At 61.6% G+C, this 18,611-nt stretch carries 20 protein-coding genes and 1 pseudogene; 15 read left to right on the top strand and 6 right to left on the bottom strand.

Annotation, left to right across the window (positions count from 1 at the left end):
- Positions 1-185: pseudogene (locus QQJ98_RS18900) on the bottom strand (uracil-DNA glycosylase); the annotation flags it as partial.
- A 75-nt stretch (positions 186-260) separates the two neighbouring features.
- Between QQJ98_RS18900 and QQJ98_RS18895 the strand changes: the two are divergent.
- From QQJ98_RS18895 to QQJ98_RS18865, 7 genes are all read left to right on the top strand, one after another.
- Positions 261-566, top strand: a complete 306-nt coding sequence (locus QQJ98_RS18895) for a hypothetical protein (RefSeq protein ID WP_284326844.1) — start codon at positions 261-263, stop codon at positions 564-566.
- Positions 567-851: 285 nt separating this feature from the next.
- Positions 852-1,814 carry an aspartate carbamoyltransferase catalytic subunit gene (locus QQJ98_RS18890; RefSeq protein ID WP_284326843.1) on the top strand — a complete coding sequence of 321 codons (963 nt, stop codon included), beginning with the start codon at positions 852-854 and terminating at the stop codon, positions 1,812-1,814.
- Between the two features lie 115 nt (positions 1,815-1,929).
- Positions 1,930-2,484: a hypothetical protein gene (locus QQJ98_RS18885; RefSeq protein WP_284326842.1), complete on the top strand. Its 555-nt coding sequence runs from the start codon at positions 1,930-1,932 to the stop codon at positions 2,482-2,484.
- On the top strand, positions 2,481-3,746 hold the full coding sequence (pyrC, locus tag QQJ98_RS18880) for a dihydroorotase (protein ID WP_284326841.1): 1,266 nt from the start codon (positions 2,481-2,483) through the stop codon (positions 3,744-3,746). Before QQJ98_RS18885 ends, pyrC begins: the two co-directional genes overlap by 4 nt.
- A gap of 3 nt (positions 3,747-3,749) precedes the next feature.
- Entirely contained in the window at positions 3,750-4,358 is a 609-nt protein-coding gene (gene plsY / locus QQJ98_RS18875) for a glycerol-3-phosphate 1-O-acyltransferase PlsY (RefSeq protein WP_284326840.1), read from the top strand.
- Positions 4,355-4,807: a hypothetical protein gene (locus tag QQJ98_RS18870; protein ID WP_284326839.1), complete on the top strand. Its 453-nt coding sequence runs from the start codon at positions 4,355-4,357 to the stop codon at positions 4,805-4,807. The genes plsY and QQJ98_RS18870 overlap by 4 nt, the downstream gene beginning before the upstream one ends.
- Before the next feature lie 3 nt (positions 4,808-4,810).
- Positions 4,811-5,077, top strand: coding sequence for a hypothetical protein (locus QQJ98_RS18865; RefSeq protein WP_284326838.1), 267 nt, complete (start codon positions 4,811-4,813; stop codon positions 5,075-5,077).
- An 86-nt stretch (positions 5,078-5,163) separates the two neighbouring features.
- Here the strand turns inward: QQJ98_RS18865 and QQJ98_RS18860 are convergent, their stop codons facing one another.
- From QQJ98_RS18860 to QQJ98_RS18850, 3 genes are all read right to left on the bottom strand, one after another.
- On the bottom strand, positions 5,164-6,507 hold the full coding sequence (locus QQJ98_RS18860; RefSeq protein ID WP_284326837.1) for a glutamate--cysteine ligase: 1,344 nt from the start codon (positions 6,505-6,507) through the stop codon (positions 5,164-5,166).
- Between the two features lie 95 nt (positions 6,508-6,602).
- Positions 6,603-7,148 carry a hypothetical protein gene (locus tag QQJ98_RS18855; RefSeq protein ID WP_284326836.1) on the bottom strand — a complete coding sequence of 182 codons (546 nt, stop codon included), beginning with the start codon at positions 7,146-7,148 and terminating at the stop codon, positions 6,603-6,605.
- Positions 7,145-7,870, bottom strand: a complete 726-nt coding sequence (locus QQJ98_RS18850; protein ID WP_284326835.1) for a 16S rRNA (uracil(1498)-N(3))-methyltransferase — start codon at positions 7,868-7,870, stop codon at positions 7,145-7,147. The genes QQJ98_RS18855 and QQJ98_RS18850 overlap by 4 nt, the downstream gene beginning before the upstream one ends.
- Before the next feature lie 12 nt (positions 7,871-7,882).
- Between QQJ98_RS18850 and ubiA the strand changes: the two genes are divergently transcribed.
- The 3 genes from ubiA to QQJ98_RS18835 are packed head-to-tail and all read left to right on the top strand — an operon-like array spanning position 7,883 to position 11,279.
- Positions 7,883-8,857 (top strand): 4-hydroxybenzoate octaprenyltransferase, encoded by a 975-nt coding sequence (gene ubiA / locus QQJ98_RS18845; protein WP_284326834.1) that lies wholly within the window; start codon positions 7,883-7,885, stop codon positions 8,855-8,857.
- 24 nt (positions 8,858-8,881) lie between these two features.
- Entirely contained in the window at positions 8,882-10,933 is a 2,052-nt protein-coding gene (locus QQJ98_RS18840) for an OmpA family protein (protein ID WP_284326833.1), read from the top strand.
- A 16-nt stretch (positions 10,934-10,949) separates the two neighbouring features.
- Positions 10,950-11,279 carry a hypothetical protein gene (locus tag QQJ98_RS18835; protein WP_284326832.1) on the top strand — a complete coding sequence of 110 codons (330 nt, stop codon included), beginning with the start codon at positions 10,950-10,952 and terminating at the stop codon, positions 11,277-11,279.
- Between the two features lie 123 nt (positions 11,280-11,402).
- On the opposite strand, the gene QQJ98_RS18830 is transcribed toward QQJ98_RS18835, so the two are convergent.
- Complete coding sequence (locus QQJ98_RS18830; RefSeq protein WP_284326831.1) at positions 11,403-12,185, bottom strand: alpha/beta hydrolase; 783 nt, start codon at positions 12,183-12,185, stop codon at positions 11,403-11,405.
- 109 nt (positions 12,186-12,294) lie between these two features.
- Between QQJ98_RS18830 and QQJ98_RS18825 the strand changes: the two genes are divergently transcribed.
- Positions 12,295-13,773 carry an NAD-dependent succinate-semialdehyde dehydrogenase gene (locus tag QQJ98_RS18825; protein WP_284326830.1) on the top strand — a complete coding sequence of 493 codons (1,479 nt, stop codon included), beginning with the start codon at positions 12,295-12,297 and terminating at the stop codon, positions 13,771-13,773.
- A gap of 139 nt (positions 13,774-13,912) precedes the next feature.
- On the opposite strand, the gene QQJ98_RS18820 is transcribed toward QQJ98_RS18825, so the two are convergent.
- Positions 13,913-14,656 carry an SDR family oxidoreductase gene (locus QQJ98_RS18820; RefSeq protein ID WP_284326829.1) on the bottom strand — a complete coding sequence of 248 codons (744 nt, stop codon included), beginning with the start codon at positions 14,654-14,656 and terminating at the stop codon, positions 13,913-13,915.
- 102 nt (positions 14,657-14,758) lie between these two features.
- Here QQJ98_RS18820 and QQJ98_RS18815 point away from each other — a divergent pair, with 102 nt between their 5' ends.
- The 4 genes from QQJ98_RS18815 (at position 14,759) to QQJ98_RS18800 (ending at position 18,611) form a co-directional block, all read left to right on the top strand.
- The gene (locus QQJ98_RS18815) at positions 14,759-15,145 is read left to right on the top strand and encodes a winged helix-turn-helix transcriptional regulator (protein ID WP_284326828.1); all 387 of its coding nucleotides are present in this window, start codon (positions 14,759-14,761) and stop codon (positions 15,143-15,145) included.
- A gap of 231 nt (positions 15,146-15,376) precedes the next feature.
- Positions 15,377-15,892, top strand: coding sequence for a peptidoglycan-binding domain-containing protein (locus QQJ98_RS18810; protein WP_284326827.1), 516 nt, complete (start codon positions 15,377-15,379; stop codon positions 15,890-15,892).
- Positions 15,893-16,011: 119 nt separating this feature from the next.
- On the top strand, positions 16,012-16,548 hold the full coding sequence (locus tag QQJ98_RS18805) for an RNA polymerase sigma factor (RefSeq protein ID WP_284326847.1): 537 nt from the start codon (positions 16,012-16,014) through the stop codon (positions 16,546-16,548).
- Positions 16,545-18,611 (top strand): YfbK domain-containing protein, encoded by a 2,067-nt coding sequence (locus QQJ98_RS18800; protein ID WP_284326826.1) that lies wholly within the window; start codon positions 16,545-16,547, stop codon positions 18,609-18,611. Before QQJ98_RS18805 ends, QQJ98_RS18800 begins: the two co-directional genes overlap by 4 nt.

Here is an 18,611-nt window from a genome sequence, read left to right as displayed (position 1 = left end):
GGCGGGGGGGTGGGTTTTGGGGCGGCGATGATGGGGGCAGGCGGCGGCGCCTTGATCGGCTCGGGCAGATCGTAGCGATCCAGTGGGGATTCAGCGCTGATGTCGGTCAGGCCAAGTTCGACCTGCCACGCCAAGGCGGCCAAGGCGGCGTGCCAGTCGGATGCAATGTCGTGCTCGATTCCCATGGCATCAGGGTATGGGGTTGGCGGGGCGGGAACAAGTGCGGTTGCGTCGCGTGGGGCTGGTTGGAGCGTTGCCAGATGTTCAGCGCGCTTACATCTGCCGGCTTGATATTTTTGTTGGGCATTTTACCGCCGCCGCGTTGGGGACTGCGTCTTGCGGCTTTGATCGTGATGGCGTTGGCCTTCATTGGTTTGCTGTCGCCCACGCCTTATGATCCTGACTGGGCCTATGGCTTCGTGTGTGCCGCGCTGTTCTGGGCAGTGGCGATTGGCGGCTTGGCCGTTCCTCTTGCGTTTCTGGTGGGGCAATCGTGGCCGGTCTGGCCATTGGTGTCGCTGGTCAAGGGCCATGGCGATTGGGGATGCCCTGTGCTGCTGTCGTGATGGCCTTGCTGTCGTTGGATGGCGGACTGCGCTATCCGGATTTGATGGCCTTGACCTTGGCGAAAAATTCGCGCGGGCCATCGGATGTCTTGCTGCTGGCGCGGTCACAAAATCGCACGCGGCTTTACCGATGGTCATTTCGCGGGCGCAGGTTCGTAGCAGCGCCAGCCTATATTTACGACAGGCCGCTCTGCACCCCAACTTCCGCGCCCGTGCTGCCCGATTGAGCGTTGCCGCGCGGGTTCAGCTTTGGCATAAGCCGTTAAACCTTTGACGGAGATGCCGATGAGCTTTCGCGCCCGCCACCTGCTTGGGATCGAGCAACTTTCGCCACTGGAAATCACCACCATTCTGGATCTGGCGGATCGCTATGTCGATCTGAACCGGCGCACAGTGAAATCGTCGGATGCTTTGGCGGGGCTGACGCAGATCAACATGTTCTTCGAGAATTCGACCCGGACGCAGGCCAGTTTCGAGTTGGCGGGGAAACGGCTGGGCGCGGATGTGATGAACATGTCTGTGGCGGCGTCTTCGGTGAAGAAGGGCGAGACGCTGATTGACACCGCGATGACGCTGAACGCGATGCACCCGGATTTGCTGGTGGTGCGGCATGGGGCGTCGGGTGCGGTGAATTTGCTGGCCAGCAAAGTGAATTGTGCGGTGCTGAATGCGGGCGATGGGCGGCATGAGCATCCGACGCAGGCCTTGCTGGACGCGCTGACGATCCGGCGGGCGAAGGGGCGGATCCAGCGGCTGACGATTGCGATTTGCGGTGATATTGCGCACAGCCGTGTGGCGCGCAGCAATTTGATTTTGCTGGGCAAGATGGAGAACCGTTTGCGGTTGATTGCGCCGCCCACCTTGATGCCCTCGGGGGTCGAGCATTTCGGGTGCGAGTTATACGACGACATGCGCAAGGGGCTTGAGGGCGCGGATGTGGTGATGATGCTGCGCTTGCAGAAGGAACGGATGGACGGCGGGTTTATCCCGTCCGAGCGCGAGTATTACCATCGCTATGGCTTGGACGCCGAGAAGCTGTCGTTTGCCAAGCCGGATGCGATTGTGATGCATCCCGGCCCGATGAACCGCGGGGTCGAGATCGACGGCGAGTTGGCGGATGACATCAACCGCAGCGTGATTCAGGATCAGGTCGAGATGGGCGTGGCGGTGCGGATGGCCTGCATGGATTTGCTGGCGCGCAATCTGCGGGCCGAGCGCGGGCGGGCGGCTGTGGGGACCATGGTATGAGCGACGGTCCCAAGAAGAAATGGTCGGATGCCCGGATGAGCGGGATGGTGGCGACCGGCGTGCTGGTGTTTCTCGCGGTGTTTACGGTGGCGTTTGTCTGGATGGCGGGGTGAGGATGACAAAACTTCTGCCGATGACTGCTGAAGATTGGAAGCCGTTTTTAAATCAAGATGAGGCGTTGCGTTGGTTCGGTAGCAGCAGGCTCGCTTACTATTGGACGACGCTTGCAATGGGTGCAGCTTTTTTCGGGGTCGGAGGAATTGCATTTGGAAATGCAGCCTTTTTCTATCCTGACCTGCAAAGCTACTGCTTTGATCATCATACCAAAGGCTGTTCCAAATTCTTTGCCATGCGGTGGCCCGGACTAGTCGCCAGTGTAGGCTTTGTGCTGATCGCCCTCGCCAGTGTTGCAATGATGTGGCTTGGCTGGCTCCGCCACAATTTTGCGCTGACAGATCGCCGTGCCCTTTGGATAATCAACGCGCCGTGGCGCAAAACGCGGGCAAAGTTATATGAAACCGATTACCTCTTGAAGAGGCCCCATATTACTATGGGCGCGATAAAGTTTGGAAACTCAGCCAGCGCAGTAAGATTCATTGGCCTGAGTCCTGAACAACGCAGAGCAATTCTCGACATGGTGAGCGAAATAGCCGGAGAACATAAACAATGACCCTCCACTTCACCAACGCCCGCCTGATCAACCCGGAAATCGGCACCGATGAGATAGGCTCCTTGACCATCGACAATGGCGTGATCGTGGCGATTAATGGCGCGGCACCCGAGGGGTCGGAGATGCGCGATTGCGGTGGGCATTGTCTCGCACCCGGCATCGTCGATATTGGCGTCAAGATTGGCGAGCCCGGCGAGCGGCATAAGGAATCGTTCCGCTCGGCGGGGCTGGCGGCATCGGCGGGGGGGATCACGACGATGGTGGTGCGGCCCGATACCACGCCCTCGATTGATACGCCCGAGGTGTTGGAGTTTGTGACCCGGCGCGCGGGTGAGGCGCGGGTGCGGATCCGGCACATGGCGGCGCTGACCAAGGGCCGCTCGGGCCATGAGATGACCGAGATCGGCTTTCTGCTGGATGCCGGGGCGGTGGCGTTTACCGATGTGTTCAAGGTTTCCAGCGATACCAAGGCGTTAAGCCGGGCGTTCACTTATGCCCGATCTTTGGGGGCTTTGGTGATCGGGCATCCGCAGGAACCGGGGCTGTCGGCGGGGGCGGCAGCGACCTCTGGCAAGTTCGCCAGTTTGCGCGGCTTGCCCGGGGTGTCGGCGATGGCGGAGCGGATTGGCCTCGACCGGGATCTGGGTTTGGTTGAGATGACCGGGGTGCGCTATCACGTCGATCAGATCACCACGGCGCGCAGTCTGCCTGCGTTGGAGCGTGCGAAGGCGAATGGGTTTGATGTGACGGCGGGGGTGTCGATCCATCATCTGACGCTGAACGAGATTGATGTCGGCGATTACCGGACGTTCTTCAAATTCACCCCGCCGTTGCGGTCGGAAGAGGACCGGATGGCGATGGTGCAAGCGGTGGCCGAAGGGCTGATCGACGTGATCGGGTCGTTCCACACGCCTGCGGATGAGGAAAGCAAGCGGTTGCCGTTTGAGGAAGCGGCGTCGGGGGCTGTGGGGTTGGAGACTCTGCTGCCTGCTGCGTTGCGGCTGTATCATGCGGGGCAGCTGGATTTGCCGACCTTGTTCCGGGCGTTGTCGTTGAACCCGGCCAATCGGCTGGGGCTGCCGCAGGGGCGGCTTTCGGTGGGGGCTCCGGCAGATCTTGTGCTGTTCGATCCCTATGCGCCCTACCTGCTGGATCGGTTCAAATTGCACTCCAAATCCAAGAACACGCCGTTTGACGGCTGCCGGATGGAGGGTAAGGTGCTGGCAACTTATGTCGCGGGCCAAGCGGTTTATCAGGGGTAAATGATGCCAGAGATTACATCTTCGCCGCTGCTGCTGGGGCTGGTGGCCGTGCTTGCGTATCTGCTGGGGTCGGTGCCGTTCGGGGTGGTGATCACGCGGGCGCTGGGCTTGGGCGATCTGCGCAGCATCGGGTCGGGCAATATCGGTGCCACCAATGTGCTGCGGACCGGGAATAAGGGGGCGGCACTGGCGACGCTGCTGTTGGACGCGGCCAAGGGTGGCATCGCGGTGCTGATCGCGCGCTATGCGGTGGGCGAGGATGCGGCGCAACTGGCGGCGGCGGCGGCGTTTCTGGGCCATCTGTTCCCGGTCTGGCTGGGCTTCAAGGGCGGCAAGGGCGTGGCGACTTTCCTTGGCACGCTGTTGGCTTTGGCTTGGCCGGTGGGGCTGGCGGCTTGTGCGACTTGGGCGGTGGCGGCGGCAATCTGGCGGATTTCATCGCTGGCGGCACTGCTGGCGGCGGCGCTCAGCGGGCTGTGGTGCTTTGTGTTCGACGCGGGCCATATGATGCTGTTGGTGTTTGTGCTGACGGTGCTGATCTATGTCAAACACTGGCCAAATCTGCAGCGGTTGAAGGCGGGGACCGAGCCTAAGATCGGGGCCAAGAAATGATCCGGCTGGCATTGGCATTCTGTGTGCTAGCTGGACCTGCGTTTGCGGAAGACACAGTTGAGGCGATCTTGGCCGAGGCCAAGGCCGATTGTGCCAGCCTTGATAAAGGCGTTTTCGATGCTCCGACAGGCAGCGTGACCGAAGTTGATTTGACCGGTGACGGCAAGGCTGAGATGGTGGTGGATGCGTCGAAGTTTATCTGTTCAACCTCGGCAAGCTATTGGGGTGGCACGGGTGGCTCGCAACTTTCGCTGATCGTGGCGGGCAAGCGGCAGGATTTCTTTGCGCAAGAGTGGAAAGTGATCGCGTGGAACAACGCGCCCGTGCTGCTGCTGTGGCTGAATGGCGGCGAATGTGGTGGCGCTGGGGCCGATCCGTGTATTGAGGCGCTGGTCTGGAGCGATTTCAACAAGGCTTTCATGTCGGTGCGCCCTGCGGCGAGTGAATAGCGGTTGGATCGCTTTCGGGCAGCGCTTGATCTGATCCCCGAGGGCTATAGCGAGGGGCTGTATCACGGGCGGCGCTGGCGGATGGAAAAGACCACCCATGCCGCAGGTCGCAGCGTGAAGTTCTATGCGCGCGATTTGGGCGGGACGGATTTTGTCAGCCTGAACCTTTATCATCTGGCATCGGGCGATGTGCTGAAGCCCTGTGAGATGGCCGAAGCCAAGGTGCGGGATTTTATTCTTGGCGTGGGCTTGCCGAGCGAGATGCCTTGATTTCACCTGTTCTTAAATATCCCCGCCGGAGGCATCCGGCATTGGCCGCAAAACCCTCCGGCGGGGATATTTAGACCAATGTGAAATTACAGGCTGGAGGCTTCGTAGATCGGTGTCAGGCTTTTGCCCCATGCACCGTTGTATAGGTCAAGCCAGCGGTCGGCTTGGGTTTTCTCGGTGGCAAGGTTTTGCACGAGCGGGGCGAGGTAGCGCTGTTCGTCCAGCCCACGGGCGGCAAGGCCAGCGTGTGACAGGCCAACGGCGGCGCGGGCGAGGTCCAGCAGTTTGACGCCGTTCGCTTCGGCTTGCAGAGCGTTGACAGAAGCGCCGACGCGCAGGGCTTCGCGGGTTTCGGCATCAAAGCCTTTCACCAGATCCCAGGCGGCATCAAGGGCCGCGTCGTCATACATCAGGCCGACCCAGAAGGCGGGCAGGGCGTCGATATGGGCTTGGTCGCCACAATCCGCGCCGCGCATTTCGATGTACTTCTTCACGCGGGCTTCGGGGAACACGGTGGTCATGTGATCGGCCCAGTCGGACAGGGTCGGTTTTTCACCCGGCATTGCGGGCAGCTCGCCCTTCAGGAAGGCGCGGAACGACTGACCCAAGGCGTTGATATATTTGCCGTCGCGGTAGACAAAATACATCGGCGCATCCAAGACCCAATCGACGTATTGCTGAAAGCCAAAGCCTTGGTCAAACGCAAAGGGCAGCATGCCGGTGCGGGCATTGTCCAAGCCGCGCCAGATGCGCGAACGCCATGATTTGTGCTGGTTGGGTTTGCCGTCGAAGAAAGGGCTGGAGGCGAACAGGGCGGTTGCGACGGGTTGCAAGGCCAGCGCCACGCGCAGCTTTTTGACCATATCGGCCTCGGACGCGTAGTCGAGGTTCACTTGCACAGTGCAGGTGCGATACATCATCTGGGTGCCGTGGGTGCCGACGCGGCCCATGTAATCGGTCATCAGGCGGTAGCGGCCTTTTGGCATCACCGGCATGGTTGTGGCCGACCATTCAGGGGCGGCCCCGATACCCATGAACTTGATGCCCAAAGGATCGGCAATCTGGCGGACCTCGTCGAGGTGGTTTTGCAATTCGGCAGCGCCTTGGTGCAGGTCTTCCAATGGCGCACCGGAGAGTTCAAACTGGCCACCGGGCTCGAGGCTGATGTTGGCGCCTGCACGGGTCATGCCGATGATATTGTCGGCCTCGGCCACGGGGGTCCAGCCGAATGTTTGCAGGCCCGCAAACAGCGCCGAGATCGAGCGATCACCGGCGTAGGGCAGGGGCGCGCGGGTGTCGGTCAGCCAGCCGAATTTCTCATGCTCGGTGCCGATGCGCCAATCGGCTTTGGGTTTGGAGCCAGACTCCATCATCTCGGCAAGCTGCGAGAAGTCTTCGATGGGGCCGCCGCCGGACTGAGGAATCGACATGGGGCAGGGCCCTTTCGCGTTGGAAATTTCAGGATGCAACTGGTGAAGCGGCGGCGTGGCTAAGTCAAGAGAGGCCGCGCTGTGTTACAATAGGTTCACTGCTGGGAAAGTGCGCCCAAGGCCGGGCGGTGCCAGATGGTTTTGGTTTCAGCGGCCAGCGACAGGTTGCTGGCCCCGGTGCTGGGTTTGGCATCCAGTGCTGCGACAAGGGTTAGGGTGTTCATGCCGGGCAGGCTGGCGAAGGCATCGAACAGCTTGTCGGCTCCGGTCGCGTCAACCGGGATCAGCAGGGCTTGGCCATCCGCTTGTTTCAGCCGCCAAACGCGGCGGCCGCGCAGCGACAGCAGGCGCAGTTCGGTCAGCTCGGGGATCGAGATATAGCCGCCGGTTTGCGGGCCAAGATAGCCGATCTGGCCCTCGTCGACCTCGACCACGCCGGGCGAGTCGATGGTTTGGGCAAAGCGCAGGCGGCGCAGAGCAAGAATCGCCCAAGCCACGCCAAACGCGCCGATGGCGGCGCCAACCGGGGTTAGCAGGTAGCCGCCAAGCAGGATCAGCCAGAGGCCGAAGCCGAGGATGGCAGCTGCCCAGATCACCTCGGAAAAGCGTTGCAGCATTGCGAGAAATTCGGAGCGGATCATGCCCAATCGCCCAGTGCCTGTTGCCATAGGGTCAGGGCTGCGACGGCGGCGGTATCGGCGCGCAGGATGCGGGGCCCCAATGCTGTGGGGTGGATCTGGGGGAGTTTGCGCAGGCGTTGTTGCTCGTCTGCGGAAAAGCCGCCCTCGGGGCCGATCAGGATGGCCCATTTTGCGCCGCGGGGGCCCGAAAGGGCGGGGGCTTGGCCGATCATCGCCTCGTCGCACCACATCAGTTTGCGGTCGGGCTCAAGGCTGGTGAGGAATTTATCCAAGGGTGTCAGGTCGCTGACTTCGGGGACGGCCGTGGCACCGCATTGCTCGGCGGCTTCAAGCGCGTGGGCTTGCAGGCGGTCTTGGCGGATACGCTCGGCATTGGTGTGGCGGGTTTGCACGGGGATGATGCGGGCGGCACCCAGTTCGGTGGCTTTTTCAACAATGAAATCGGTGCGGGCTTTTTTGATCGGGGCGAAGGCAAGCCAGAGGTTGGGGGGCAGGCGCAGCGGGGCGGTTTGGCGGTCGCAGATCAGGATGCCGCCGCGCTTGCCCGCCTCGGCCACTTCGGCGCGCCATTCGCCGTCGCGGCCATTGAACAGGGCGACGGGCGCGCCGCGCGCAAGGCGCATCACGTTGAAAAGATAATGCGCCTGATCGGCGTTGATTGCCACGGCTTGCCCCATGGCCAAAGGCTGATCTACATAGAGGCGGATTTTTGCATCTGTCATGCTGGGGAATTTATGTCTGAGTTTGCGGAAAAACCAGAGGCTGATTTTTCGCAGTCGGGGGTGGCGGATGCGCCGAAAGGCAATTGGGTGGATCGCTTTGCACCGCTGGCAACGCGGCCCTATCTGCGGCTTTCCCGCGCGGATCGACCGATTGGGACGTGGTTGTTGTTGATCCCGTGCTGGTGGGGGATTGCGCTGGCGGGGCTATCGGATGGGTTCAGCCGCTGGGATCTGTGGCTGGCGGTGTCATCCGCTTTGGGGGCGTTTCTGATGCGCGGCGCGGGCTGCACCTGGAACGACATTGCGGACCGCGAGATTGACGCATCGGTGGCGCGGACGCGCAGCAGGCCACTGCCTTCGGGGGCGGTGACGGTTAAGGGGGCGCTGGTGTGGATGGCGGTGCAGGCTGCTGCTGCGGCGGTTATTCTGTTCACTTACAACTGGTTGGCAATTGGGTTGGGTGTGGCGTCGCTGGGGTTGGTGCTGATTTACCCGTTTGCCAAACGCTTTACATGGTGGCCGCAGGCGTTTCTGGGGCTGGCGTTCAATTGGGGTGCTGTGCTGGTCTACGCCGCCCATGCGGGTGAGGTGCGGTTGCCTGCGGTGCTGCTGTATGGCGCGGGGATTGCGTGGACTTTGTTCTATGACACGATTTATGCGCATCAGGACCGCGAGGATGATGCGCTGATCGGGGTGAAATCGACGGCGCGGCTGTTTGGCGATAACAGCCGGGCTTGGCTGCGTGGGTTTATGGTCGCTGCGGTGGTGTTGATGGCGGGCGCGGTGATCACGGTGGCGATTCCCCCCGACCGTGTGCTGGCGCTGATCTTGGCTTTGGCCGGGGTTTGGGGCTTTGGCTGGCATCTGGCCTGGCAACTGCGTGGTTTGAACATCGACGATCCGGCGCAATGTCGGCGATTGTTTCTATCGAACCGCGATGCAGGGCTGATTGCTGCGCTATTTCTTGCCGCTGCGGTTTTCCTTTGATTGAACCCACTGGCCGAGCGCTTTATGCAATCCGCACCGGGACTCTCCGGCCAGCAGACCGAGTTGCATGACCCCGTGGTGAACATCCCCTCTCTCAGCCTTTCGCAGATCCCTGCGCGGTTTCTGGCCCCTTGCGCCTTTGTCGCGGCAGGGCTTGTTTCGGTATTGGTGGCATGGGGGGCTGCGGTTCTGGTTGAGGGCATCTCGGCGCGGTCGGTGAAATCCATGCTGCTGACGCAGGGCATCACCTATGCCGGGGTCGCGCCGGATGGCTTGCAGATTCACCTGAGCGGCACGGCCCCGAATGAGGCGGCGCGGTATCGCGTGGTCAATCTGGTGGGCGGTCTGATTGATTCGTCGCGGATCAGAGACCGGATGGAGGTCACGCCGGTCAAAGCGATTGAAGCGCCGCGATTCTCGGTCGAGATGCTGCGCAATGATGACGGGATACAGTTGATCGGGCTGTTGCCGGAAAGCGATGCGTTGCAGGCGGTCAAGGACAGCGCGCAGGCGTTGAACCCGGCGATCCCGCTGGCCGATATGTTGGAGACCGCAGCCTATCCGGCGCCTTCGGGCTGGGATGCGGCGCTGGACTATGGCTTGGATGCGCTGGCGATGCTGCCGCGATCCAAAATCTCGGTTGCGGCGGATCAGGTGGCGATTACCGCGATCGCGGCATCCGAGGCCGAAAAGCGCGCCTTTGAGACGCAGCTGAACGCCGCCAAGCCGAAAGATCTGGCGGTGCGGATCGAGATTTCAGCGCCGCGCCCGGTGCTTACTCCGTTCACCTTGCGGTTTGTCAAAGACGCCGAGGGCGCGCGGTTTGATGCTTGCGCGGCGGATACAGAGCTGGCGCGGGCGAAGATCTTGGCGGCGGCGGGCGCGGCGGGGGCTGTCGGGCGGAACACTTGCACCATCGGGCTGGGTGTGCCGACGCCGCGCTGGGCCGATGCGACGGTGGCAGGGATCAAGGCGGTGGCGGCACTGCCGAACGCGACGCTGACCTTTGCCGATGCAGATGTGACGCTGCTGGCGGGGTCGGAGGTATCGCAGGCCGATTTTGACCGAGTGGTCGGTGAATTGGATGAGGCGTTGCCGGATGTGTTCTCGTTGAACGCGACGCTGGAGAAAAAGGCGGCGGGTGGAGTGGTTGGGCCTGCCGAATTTACTGCGACTCTGGCACCCGAAACCCATCGGTTGGAAATGCGCGGGCGGCTGACCGACGAGGCGTTGCGCAAAGTGGTGGACAGTTTCGCACGCGCTGAATTTGGCAGCGGCAACACCTATCTTGCGACCCGGATGGATGCGGACTTGCCGAATGGTTGGCCAGTTCGGGTGCTGGCTGGGTTGCAGGCGCTGGGCGAACTGGACAATGGCGCGTTGCTGGTGCGCGCCGATACGGTCGAGGTGAAGGGCATCACCGGGTCACAATCGGCCAAGGTCCGGATTTCGCAGATTTTATCGGAAAAGCTGGGGCAGGGGCAGACTTTCAAGGTTGATGTCAAATATGACAAGGCGTTGGATCCGCTGGCTGGGGTGCCGACGCCGGAAGAATGTGCGCAGGATGTCGATGACGTGGTGGCGCGGCAGAAAATCACTTTCACACCCGGCTCTGCCGAGATTGCCGCGGCCGCGAATGGCGTGATGAAGGCGCTGGCAGATGTGTTGAAATCCTGCCCCGGTGTGAAGCTGGAAGTGGCGGGCTATACCGATGCCCAAGGGTCCGAGGAAGGCAACCGCGCGCTGTCGCAGGCACGCGCTGAAACCGTGGTTTTGGCGTTGCAGGGGCGGCAAATTGATGTGTCTGGCATGCTCGCCAAGGGCTATGGCGAGGCTGATCCGTTGGCCGACAACGGCACCGAGGCGGGCCGCGAGGCCAATCGGCGGATCGAATTCCGGTTGATCGGTGCGGCGAAGTCGGTGCATCCTGATGCCGCCAAAGCGGTGACGGCGGCCGAAGGGTCGGACAGCGCCAAAGCAGCGGCTGGGCCTGATTTCTCGGGCGATACCAGCCCATCGGTGGCCCCGTTGAAAAAGACCATATCGCCGAAAGCTCGGCCAAAGAAGTCAGAATGATGTTGGGGGCAAGACCATGAACCGCACCGAATTTATTGCGGCCACTGCCGTCATCCTGATGCTGAGCTTTGCCGCGGGGTGGTTCACGTATTGGCTTTTGCACCGCTTTACCCGTGTGGCGGGTGGCGATATGGCGGAAATGGACCGTTTGGCGCAATCGCTGCACGAGGCCGAGGAAATCCGCGATCAGGCGATTGTTTATCTGGAAAGCCGTGAGGGCGAGTTGATGAACCAGATCGCCCAGACCGAGGCTGAATTGCGCGCAGCGATGGAAGGTCTTCGCGATGCCCGGCATGAGGCGGAAGAGATGCGCGCCTATATCGAGCGGATGCACGCGAACAGCTAAACGGCGGCGGACCTGACCTTTGCCTTCTGACCTGACTTTTGCCTCAGGACGCGCGCCGCCCCGGACTTGATCCGGGGCCTCGTGGTCGCTGCCGGAGGCCCCGGATCAGGCCCGGGGCGGCGTTCAGAGGTTATCCAGACAGGTGTTGATCAGCGCCGAGTGCGGGCTTTCCAGCGCGTCAATCACGCTGAAATGGTGGGTGCCGGGATCGACCGTCCAAGCGCAGTTCCAGTTTTCTGACAGGGTGCGGGCTTGCCACAGGAAGGCCGGACGCTCGCTGCCGCCAACCCAGATATGGGCCGGGGTGGTCAGGCCATGGCGCGCGGGGCTTTCGGTTGCGATTTCGGCGGCGTCTAGGCGGAGTTTGGTTTGCATATCGGTTTCGGCCAAAGGTTCCAGCTCGGCCAGAGGCGAGATTGGCACGATGCGGGACAGCCGCGATTGCAAGGCAGGGCTGCGGTCAGGGTTGCCCATCCGCGCGGACAGATGACCGCCTGCGGAATGGCCGGTGATCACCAGCGGGCCTGCCACTTCGGCGCAGGCGGCGAGGATGGCGGATTCAACCTCGGACGTGATCTGGGCGATGCGGGCCTCGGGTGCGAGGGTGTAGCCGGGCAGCGCGCAGGCCCAACCACGCGCAAGCGCCCCTGCGGCTAGGTGCGACCACAGGCTTTTGTCGGTCGAAATCCAGTAGCCGCCGTGGATGAAGATCATCAGACCTTTGGGCGGGGATTCTGGCAGGAACAGATCGAAGCGATTGCGTGGAGCGGGGCCGTAGGGCAGATCAAGCCGCGCCCGTGGGCCGAGATGTTCGCGGAACTGGGCGGCTTTGGCGGCCCATAGGGCGGGCAGTGTTTCTGATCCGGCGATGAAAGCGCCATTTTGATATTCGCGGGTCATGTCCATCGTGATCACTCCAGTTTGACGCTCAGTCTAGGTCCAGCATTGGTGGAGGATGTGGACTTTTAAGTCCAGAGCGGGCAAGCAGGGGCAACCCTTGAAACCGGAGGCTACCATGCTCGATTCCGTGACCGATCTGCGTTCCTTGTTGAAAGACCCCGGCCTGTTGCCGAACAAGGCCTATGTGGCGGGGCAATGGGTGGATGCCACCGATGGCGCGACATTCGCGGTGACAAACCCGGCGCGCGGCGATGTGATTGCGCTGGTGCCCGATTTGACGCGGGCCGATGCGGCGCGTGCGATTGCGGCGGCGGATGTGGCGCGGCGCGAATGGGCGGCGCGGACGGGCAAAGAGCGCGCGCAAGTGATGCGCAAATGGTTTGATCTGTGCATGGCGGCGCAGGAAGATCTGGCGACAATCCTGACCGCCGAGATGGGCAAACCTTTGGCCGAGGCCAAGGGTGAGATCGCCTATGGGTCGGCCTATATCGAATGGTTTGGCGAAGAGGCCAAGCGCACTTATGGCGAGATCATTCCCGGCCATATGCGCGACAAGCGGATTTCTGTTTTGAAACAGCCGATCGGGGTTTGTGCGTCGATCACGCCGTGGAACTTTCCCAATGCGATGATCGCGCGCAAGGTGGCCCCGGCTTTGGCGGCGGGCTGTGGCTTTGTGGCGCGGCCAGCGGCGGAAACACCGTTGTCGGCGATTGCGTTGGCGGTTCTGGCAGAGCGGGCCGGGGTGCCGGGCGGCGTGTTCAGTGTGATAACCTCCAGCCGCTCCTCCGAGATTGGCAAAGAGTTCTGCGAGAATCCGGCCATTCGCAAGATCACCTTCACCGGATCGACCGAAGTGGGACGGATTTTGCTGCGGCAGGCTGCCGATCAGGTGTTGAAGTGCAGCATGGAATTGGGCGGCAACGCGCCGTTCATCGTGTTTGACGACGCCGATCTTGATGCGGCGGTTGAGGGCGCGATGATCTCGAAGTTCCGCAATAATGGGCAAACCTGTGTCTGTGCGAACCGGATTTATGTGCAGGCCGGGGTTTACGATGCCTTTGCAGAAAAGCTGGCGGCGGCTGTTGGCAAGTTGGCGATTGGCGATGGCTTGACCTCGGGGGTGACCACCGGTCCGCTGATCAACGAAGATGCGGTCGAAAAAGTGGAAGAGCATATCGCCGATGTGCTGGCGGGGGGCGGTAAGGTTTTGACCGGCGGCGCGCGGCACGCATTGGGCGGCACGTTCTTTCAGCCGACCGTGTTGACCGGGGTGACGCCTGCGATGAAGGTGGCCAATGAGGAAACCTTTGGCCCGCTGGCGCCATTGTTCAAGTTCGACACCGAGGAAGAAGTGATCCGCCGTGCCAATGACACCATCTTTGGTCTGGCCAGCTATTTCTACGCGCGCGACATCGGCCGGATTACCCGCGTTCAGGAGCAGCTGGAATATGGCATGGTTGGCGTCAACACCGGGCTGATTTCCAACGAGATGGCACCGTTTGGTGGCGTAAAGCAGTCGGGCTTGGGCCGTGAAGGTTCGCACCACGGCATCGACGACTACATGGAACTGAAATACGTCTGCTTGTCGGTTTAAGCCGGGCGGCAGAGGGGAATGGGCGGCGCGAAGGGAGACCTTCGCGCCGTTTCTTATGCTGCTGCGCGTCTGGGGAAACCCGGAGGCCCCGGATCAAATCCGGGGCGGCGGCGGGAAGGCGAGGGCGCGCGGCTTTCTTTTATGCCGGGTTCAGCATCGCAAAGACCTGATCAAAGCTGCCTGTGGCTTCGGCGTTGCGCAGGAATTTCACGCGTTCGACCATCAGCTCGCCATTGGCCGGGGGATTGGCCAGCAGACCCAGCGATTCGGTGATGTAATCGGCCAAGGGCATGGCGTGAGGGTTTTGTGCGTGGCCGGGCATCAGATCGGTTTGCACGGCCGGGGGTGCGAGTTCCAGCACCTGCACCGCCGTGCCGCGCAGCTGGTGGCGCAGCGATTGCGTGTAGCTGTGCAGGGCGGCTTTGGTGGCGGAATAGGTCGGCGTGGAGGCCAAAGGCACGAAGGACAGGCCCGAGGTGACATTGACCACCGTGGCGCTGGGCTGTGCCAGCAGATGCGGCAGAAGGGCAGCGGTCAGCGCAATCGGGGCCGTCAGGTTGGTGGTGATCGTGGCTTGTGCTGTGCCATCCGGAGCAGTCTGCACGTCTTCGGCAATCATGATGCCTGCGTTGTTGATCAGCACGTTCAGATCCGGGAAGCGGGCGGTCAGATCGGCGGCGAAGGTAGGCAAAGCGGCGATGTCGGTGACATCCAGCGCCACGGCTTGCAGGCCGGGGGTGGCTTTGGCTGCGGCATCCAGCAAGGCTTGGCGCCGACCCGCGATGATCACCGTATTGCCTTGCGCTGCAAGCCCCTGCGCCAAGGCAAGGCCAATGCCCGACGTGCCGCCAGTGATCAGGATGGTATTGGCTGTGGGTTTCATCTTGGTGTCTCCATTTCTATTCTGTGCTTGCTAAATGCGGCCATCACGATCAAAAAGAAAGAAGGCACCCAAAAGATTTATACTTACCTAAAAGAGAGTGTTATGGTCGTTCAATTCCTTACCCCCGAAGCCGAGCCGATTGATCCGCGTATCGAGAGGCTGGTGACTGAGGTGATCGGGCGCATTGCCGATAAATGGACCATGCTGATCCTTGAGGTTTTGGAGCAGCGCGGCACCCTGCGGTTCACCGAAGTCGGCCGCGCGGTCGAGGGCATCAGCCAAAAAATGCTGACCCAAACTCTGCGCCAGATGGAACGCGACGGGCTGGTGCAGCGCACGGTGCATCCTGTGGTGCCGCCGAAGGTGGAATACCGGCTGACCGATCTGGGCTTGAGTTTGAGCGAGGCGTTTTGCGGGGTTTGGACTTGGGCGGCAGAGCATCTTGAGCGGATTGACGCGGCGCGTTTGGCGTTTGACGCGCGGAGCTGATCGGGTCTGCGAAAATAATTCAGCGTGCCGCTTTTGCGGGTTATCACGCTGCGCCAAGATGTTACGCGCAAGACCACCGTAACCAGACCCTGCAGCGGCAATTTGTTATCGCCTATCAATGCAACGATTTTGCTTATCGCGCGTTCAATCCTCATGTTGCTCACATCGGCCAAACAAGGCTGGGGCCTAGCAAGACTGCTCTTGTTGGCCCGTAACATGAAAGGATATGACATGCTGCCCGCTGTCTCGAATATCAAACGCAACACTGTTGCTGTACTGACTGCACTTGCGATCGCCTTGCCTGCCGTTCCGGCTATGGCTTGGGGTCAACGCGAACAAGACGTGCTGAAAGGTGCCGCTGGCGTCATTCTGCTGCAAGGAATCATCCGTGAGACCAAGCCCGGCAGCAATGATTATCGCAAGCGTCACGACAATCGCTATGATCAACGGTACGAGCCGCGCTATGAACAGCCACGTTACAAACACTATCAGCCGCGCTATGAGCAACCGCGCGTCTCGGTGTATAACACGGCTGCGGCCCGCGCGTTCAACGCCTATTCGACCTCTGAGCGCCGCCTGATCCAACGCCGCCTGTCGGCCTATGGCTATTATCGCGGCGGGATTGACGGCTCGTTCGGCCCCGGCACCTATAATGCGGTCGTGGCCTATGCCGACGCGCAGGGGCAAACCCGCCAGTTGGGATCGACCAGCAGCGCTTATGGCGTCTATGATGGGCTGATCTATTAACGCTGGCTGATTGAGGCTTGCGAAAAACTCGAAGCGCGTCCGGGGATTCCGGGCGCGCTTTTATTTTGCCCGGGCGCCAAGGATTGCGGCGGCGGCTGCGTCTGAATAGGGTCATGCTGATGGAAACCCCGGATGAAACCCTTGCTTTGGCCGCCGCGGGTGGTGATCGCAGTGCCTTTGCGGCGCTGATCGAGCGGCATTATGACCGAATTTTCGGACTGGCTTTCCGTCTGACCGGGGCGCGGGCCGAGGCGCAGGATCTGGCGCAGGACATCTGCGCAGGCTTGCCGGTGAAGCTGCGGCACTGGCGCGGTGAGGCGCGGTTCACCACTTGGCTGTACCGCGTGGTGATGAACGCGGCGCATGATTTGCGGCGTCGGCAGGCGACCCATGCACGCGCGGCAACTGGTTGGGGCGATTGGGAAATCGCGCGCCAAGATGAGATCAAGGTGCAGGCCGAGGCGCAGGAATGGCTGGCGCAGGCGATGACACGGCTGTCGGTAGAATTGCGCGATACGGTGGCGTTGGTTTTGGGCGAGGAGTTGACTCAGGCCGAGGCGGGTTTGGTGTTGGGCGTGTCGGAAGGCACGGTGGCTTGGCGGATGTCCGAGGTGAAGAAACGCCTGCGGGCCATGGCGTCGGAGGATGCACGATGAGCGATGAATTTGACGCGCTGAAAGCTGCGCTGCGCGCTGCACCCGTGCCGGACGCGGATGCAAAGGCGGCCGCGATGCGGTTGGCTATGGAAAATTTTGACCGTCTCCAAGGATCGACCGAGGCCGTGCGTCCTAAGCAAGACCGCCCCGAGAGGGCGGGTTTCTTGCAAAGGGGATTGGCCATGTTGAACGCATTGAAGATGAAACCTGTGCTGGCGGCGACGACTTCGGTTGCGGCTTTGCTTGTGGGGGTCGCGGTGATTGTGCCGCTGTCGGGCAAGGGGCCGATCGAGGCGGCGCGGAAGAAAGCGCCTGCTGAAGTGACGACGCTTTCCGAGAATGACATGACCGCGCTTCAGTCGACTGCACCCGAAGCGGCAAAAAAGCCGCAGCCAAAGCCTGCAGCCCTTCCGGAAGCCGACGCATTGGCAAAGGCAGAGGCGCAGAATTCTCCGGTCGTCTCGGATCAAACATACGCCGACAGTCAGGCGATGGCTGACGCTGAACCGTTGTCAGAGGAAGAGGCCGCGATGTCGGGCGATCAGGCGTTGGCGGATGCCTCGCCTGCACCCATGCCAACCGGGCGGGCTGCTGCCAAGATGGCGATGGAAAGTTTTGCGGTAGAGGCGGCTGCTCCGGCGATGGAAGTAGCCCCTATGCCCGCGCCGAATAGCGAAAGTTTCGCCAATGCCGACGCCAATCCGGTGAAGGTGACGGCGGAGGAGCCGGTTTCGACATTCTCAATTGACGTTGATACGGCGTCTTATGCAACGGTGCGCTCGTCCTTGAACGCGGGGTTTTTGCCCGATCCGGCCTCGGTCCGGGTTGAAGAGATGGTGAATTACTTCCCCTATGCCTATCCGAAACCCGAGGGCGATCAGGCGTTTCGGCCCACCATTACCGTGATGCCGACACCGTGGAACCCCAACACGCGGTTGGTGAATATCGCTATTCAGGGTGCGGTGCCGCTGGTGGAGAATCGCCCGCCGCTGAACTTGGTGTTTCTGGTCGACACCTCGGGCTCGATGGAGGATGCAAACAAGCTGCCGCTGCTGAAGCAGTCTTTGGGGCTGATGCTGGGGCAGTTGAAGCCCGAAGATCAGGTGGCGATTGTGGCTTATGCGGGGTCAGCGGGGCAGGTATTGCCGCCGACCAAGGCCAGCGATACGGCGACGATCATGGGCGCGCTGGATCAGCTTGCGGCCGGGGGATCGACCGCGGGCGCGCAGGGGTTGGAACTGGCCTATCAGGTGGCAGAGGAGATGCAGGTCGAAGGCGAGGTGAGCCGGGTGCTTTTGGCGACCGATGGCGATTTCAATGTGGGGATTGATGACCCGGAAGCGCTGAAGGATTTCATCGCCAAAAAGCGCGAAGGTGGGGTCTATCTGTCGGTTCTGGGCTTTGGTCGGGGCAATCTGGACGATGCGACGATGCAGGCGCTGGCGCAGAACGGCAACGGCACGGCAAGCTATATTGATACTCTGAACGAGGCGCGCAAGGTGTTGGTCGATCAGTTGACCGGGGCTTTATATCCCATTGCAGATAATGTGAAAATTCAGGTGGAGTGGAACCCGGCGCAGGTCGCGGAATATCGGCTGATCGGCTATGAGACTCGGGCCTTGGCGCGCGAAGATTTCAACAACGACAAGGTCGATGCGGGCGATATTGGCGCGGGCACGGCGGTGACGGCGATCTATGAGGTGACAGCGCCGGGAAGTGCGGCGTTGCTGAATGATCCGCTGCGGTATGGTTCGGCGAAGGTGCCGGAGGGGTCGAGCGAACTGGGCTATCTGCGGCTGCGGTCACACAAGCCGGGATCGGCTGCGGGCAGTGAGTTGCAGGAAACCGCGATTGTGCCGGGGATGCCTGTGACGGATGAGACGCGGTTTGCAGCCTCGATTGCCGGGTTTGGGCAGTTGTTGACGGGTGCGAAATATCTGGGCGATTGGGGCTGGGATCAGGCGATTGATCTGGCTTTGGCGTCGCGCGGGGCGGATGAGTTCGGCTACCGGATCGAGGCGGTCAATCTGATGCGGACGGCGAAGGCGCTGTCGCAAAAATAG

Source organism: Cypionkella aquatica (assembly GCF_030161095.1).
Taxonomy (GTDB): Bacteria; Pseudomonadota; Alphaproteobacteria; order Rhodobacterales; family Rhodobacteraceae; genus Cypionkella; species Cypionkella aquatica.
This window is presented reverse-complemented; position numbering and strand designations above follow the sequence as displayed.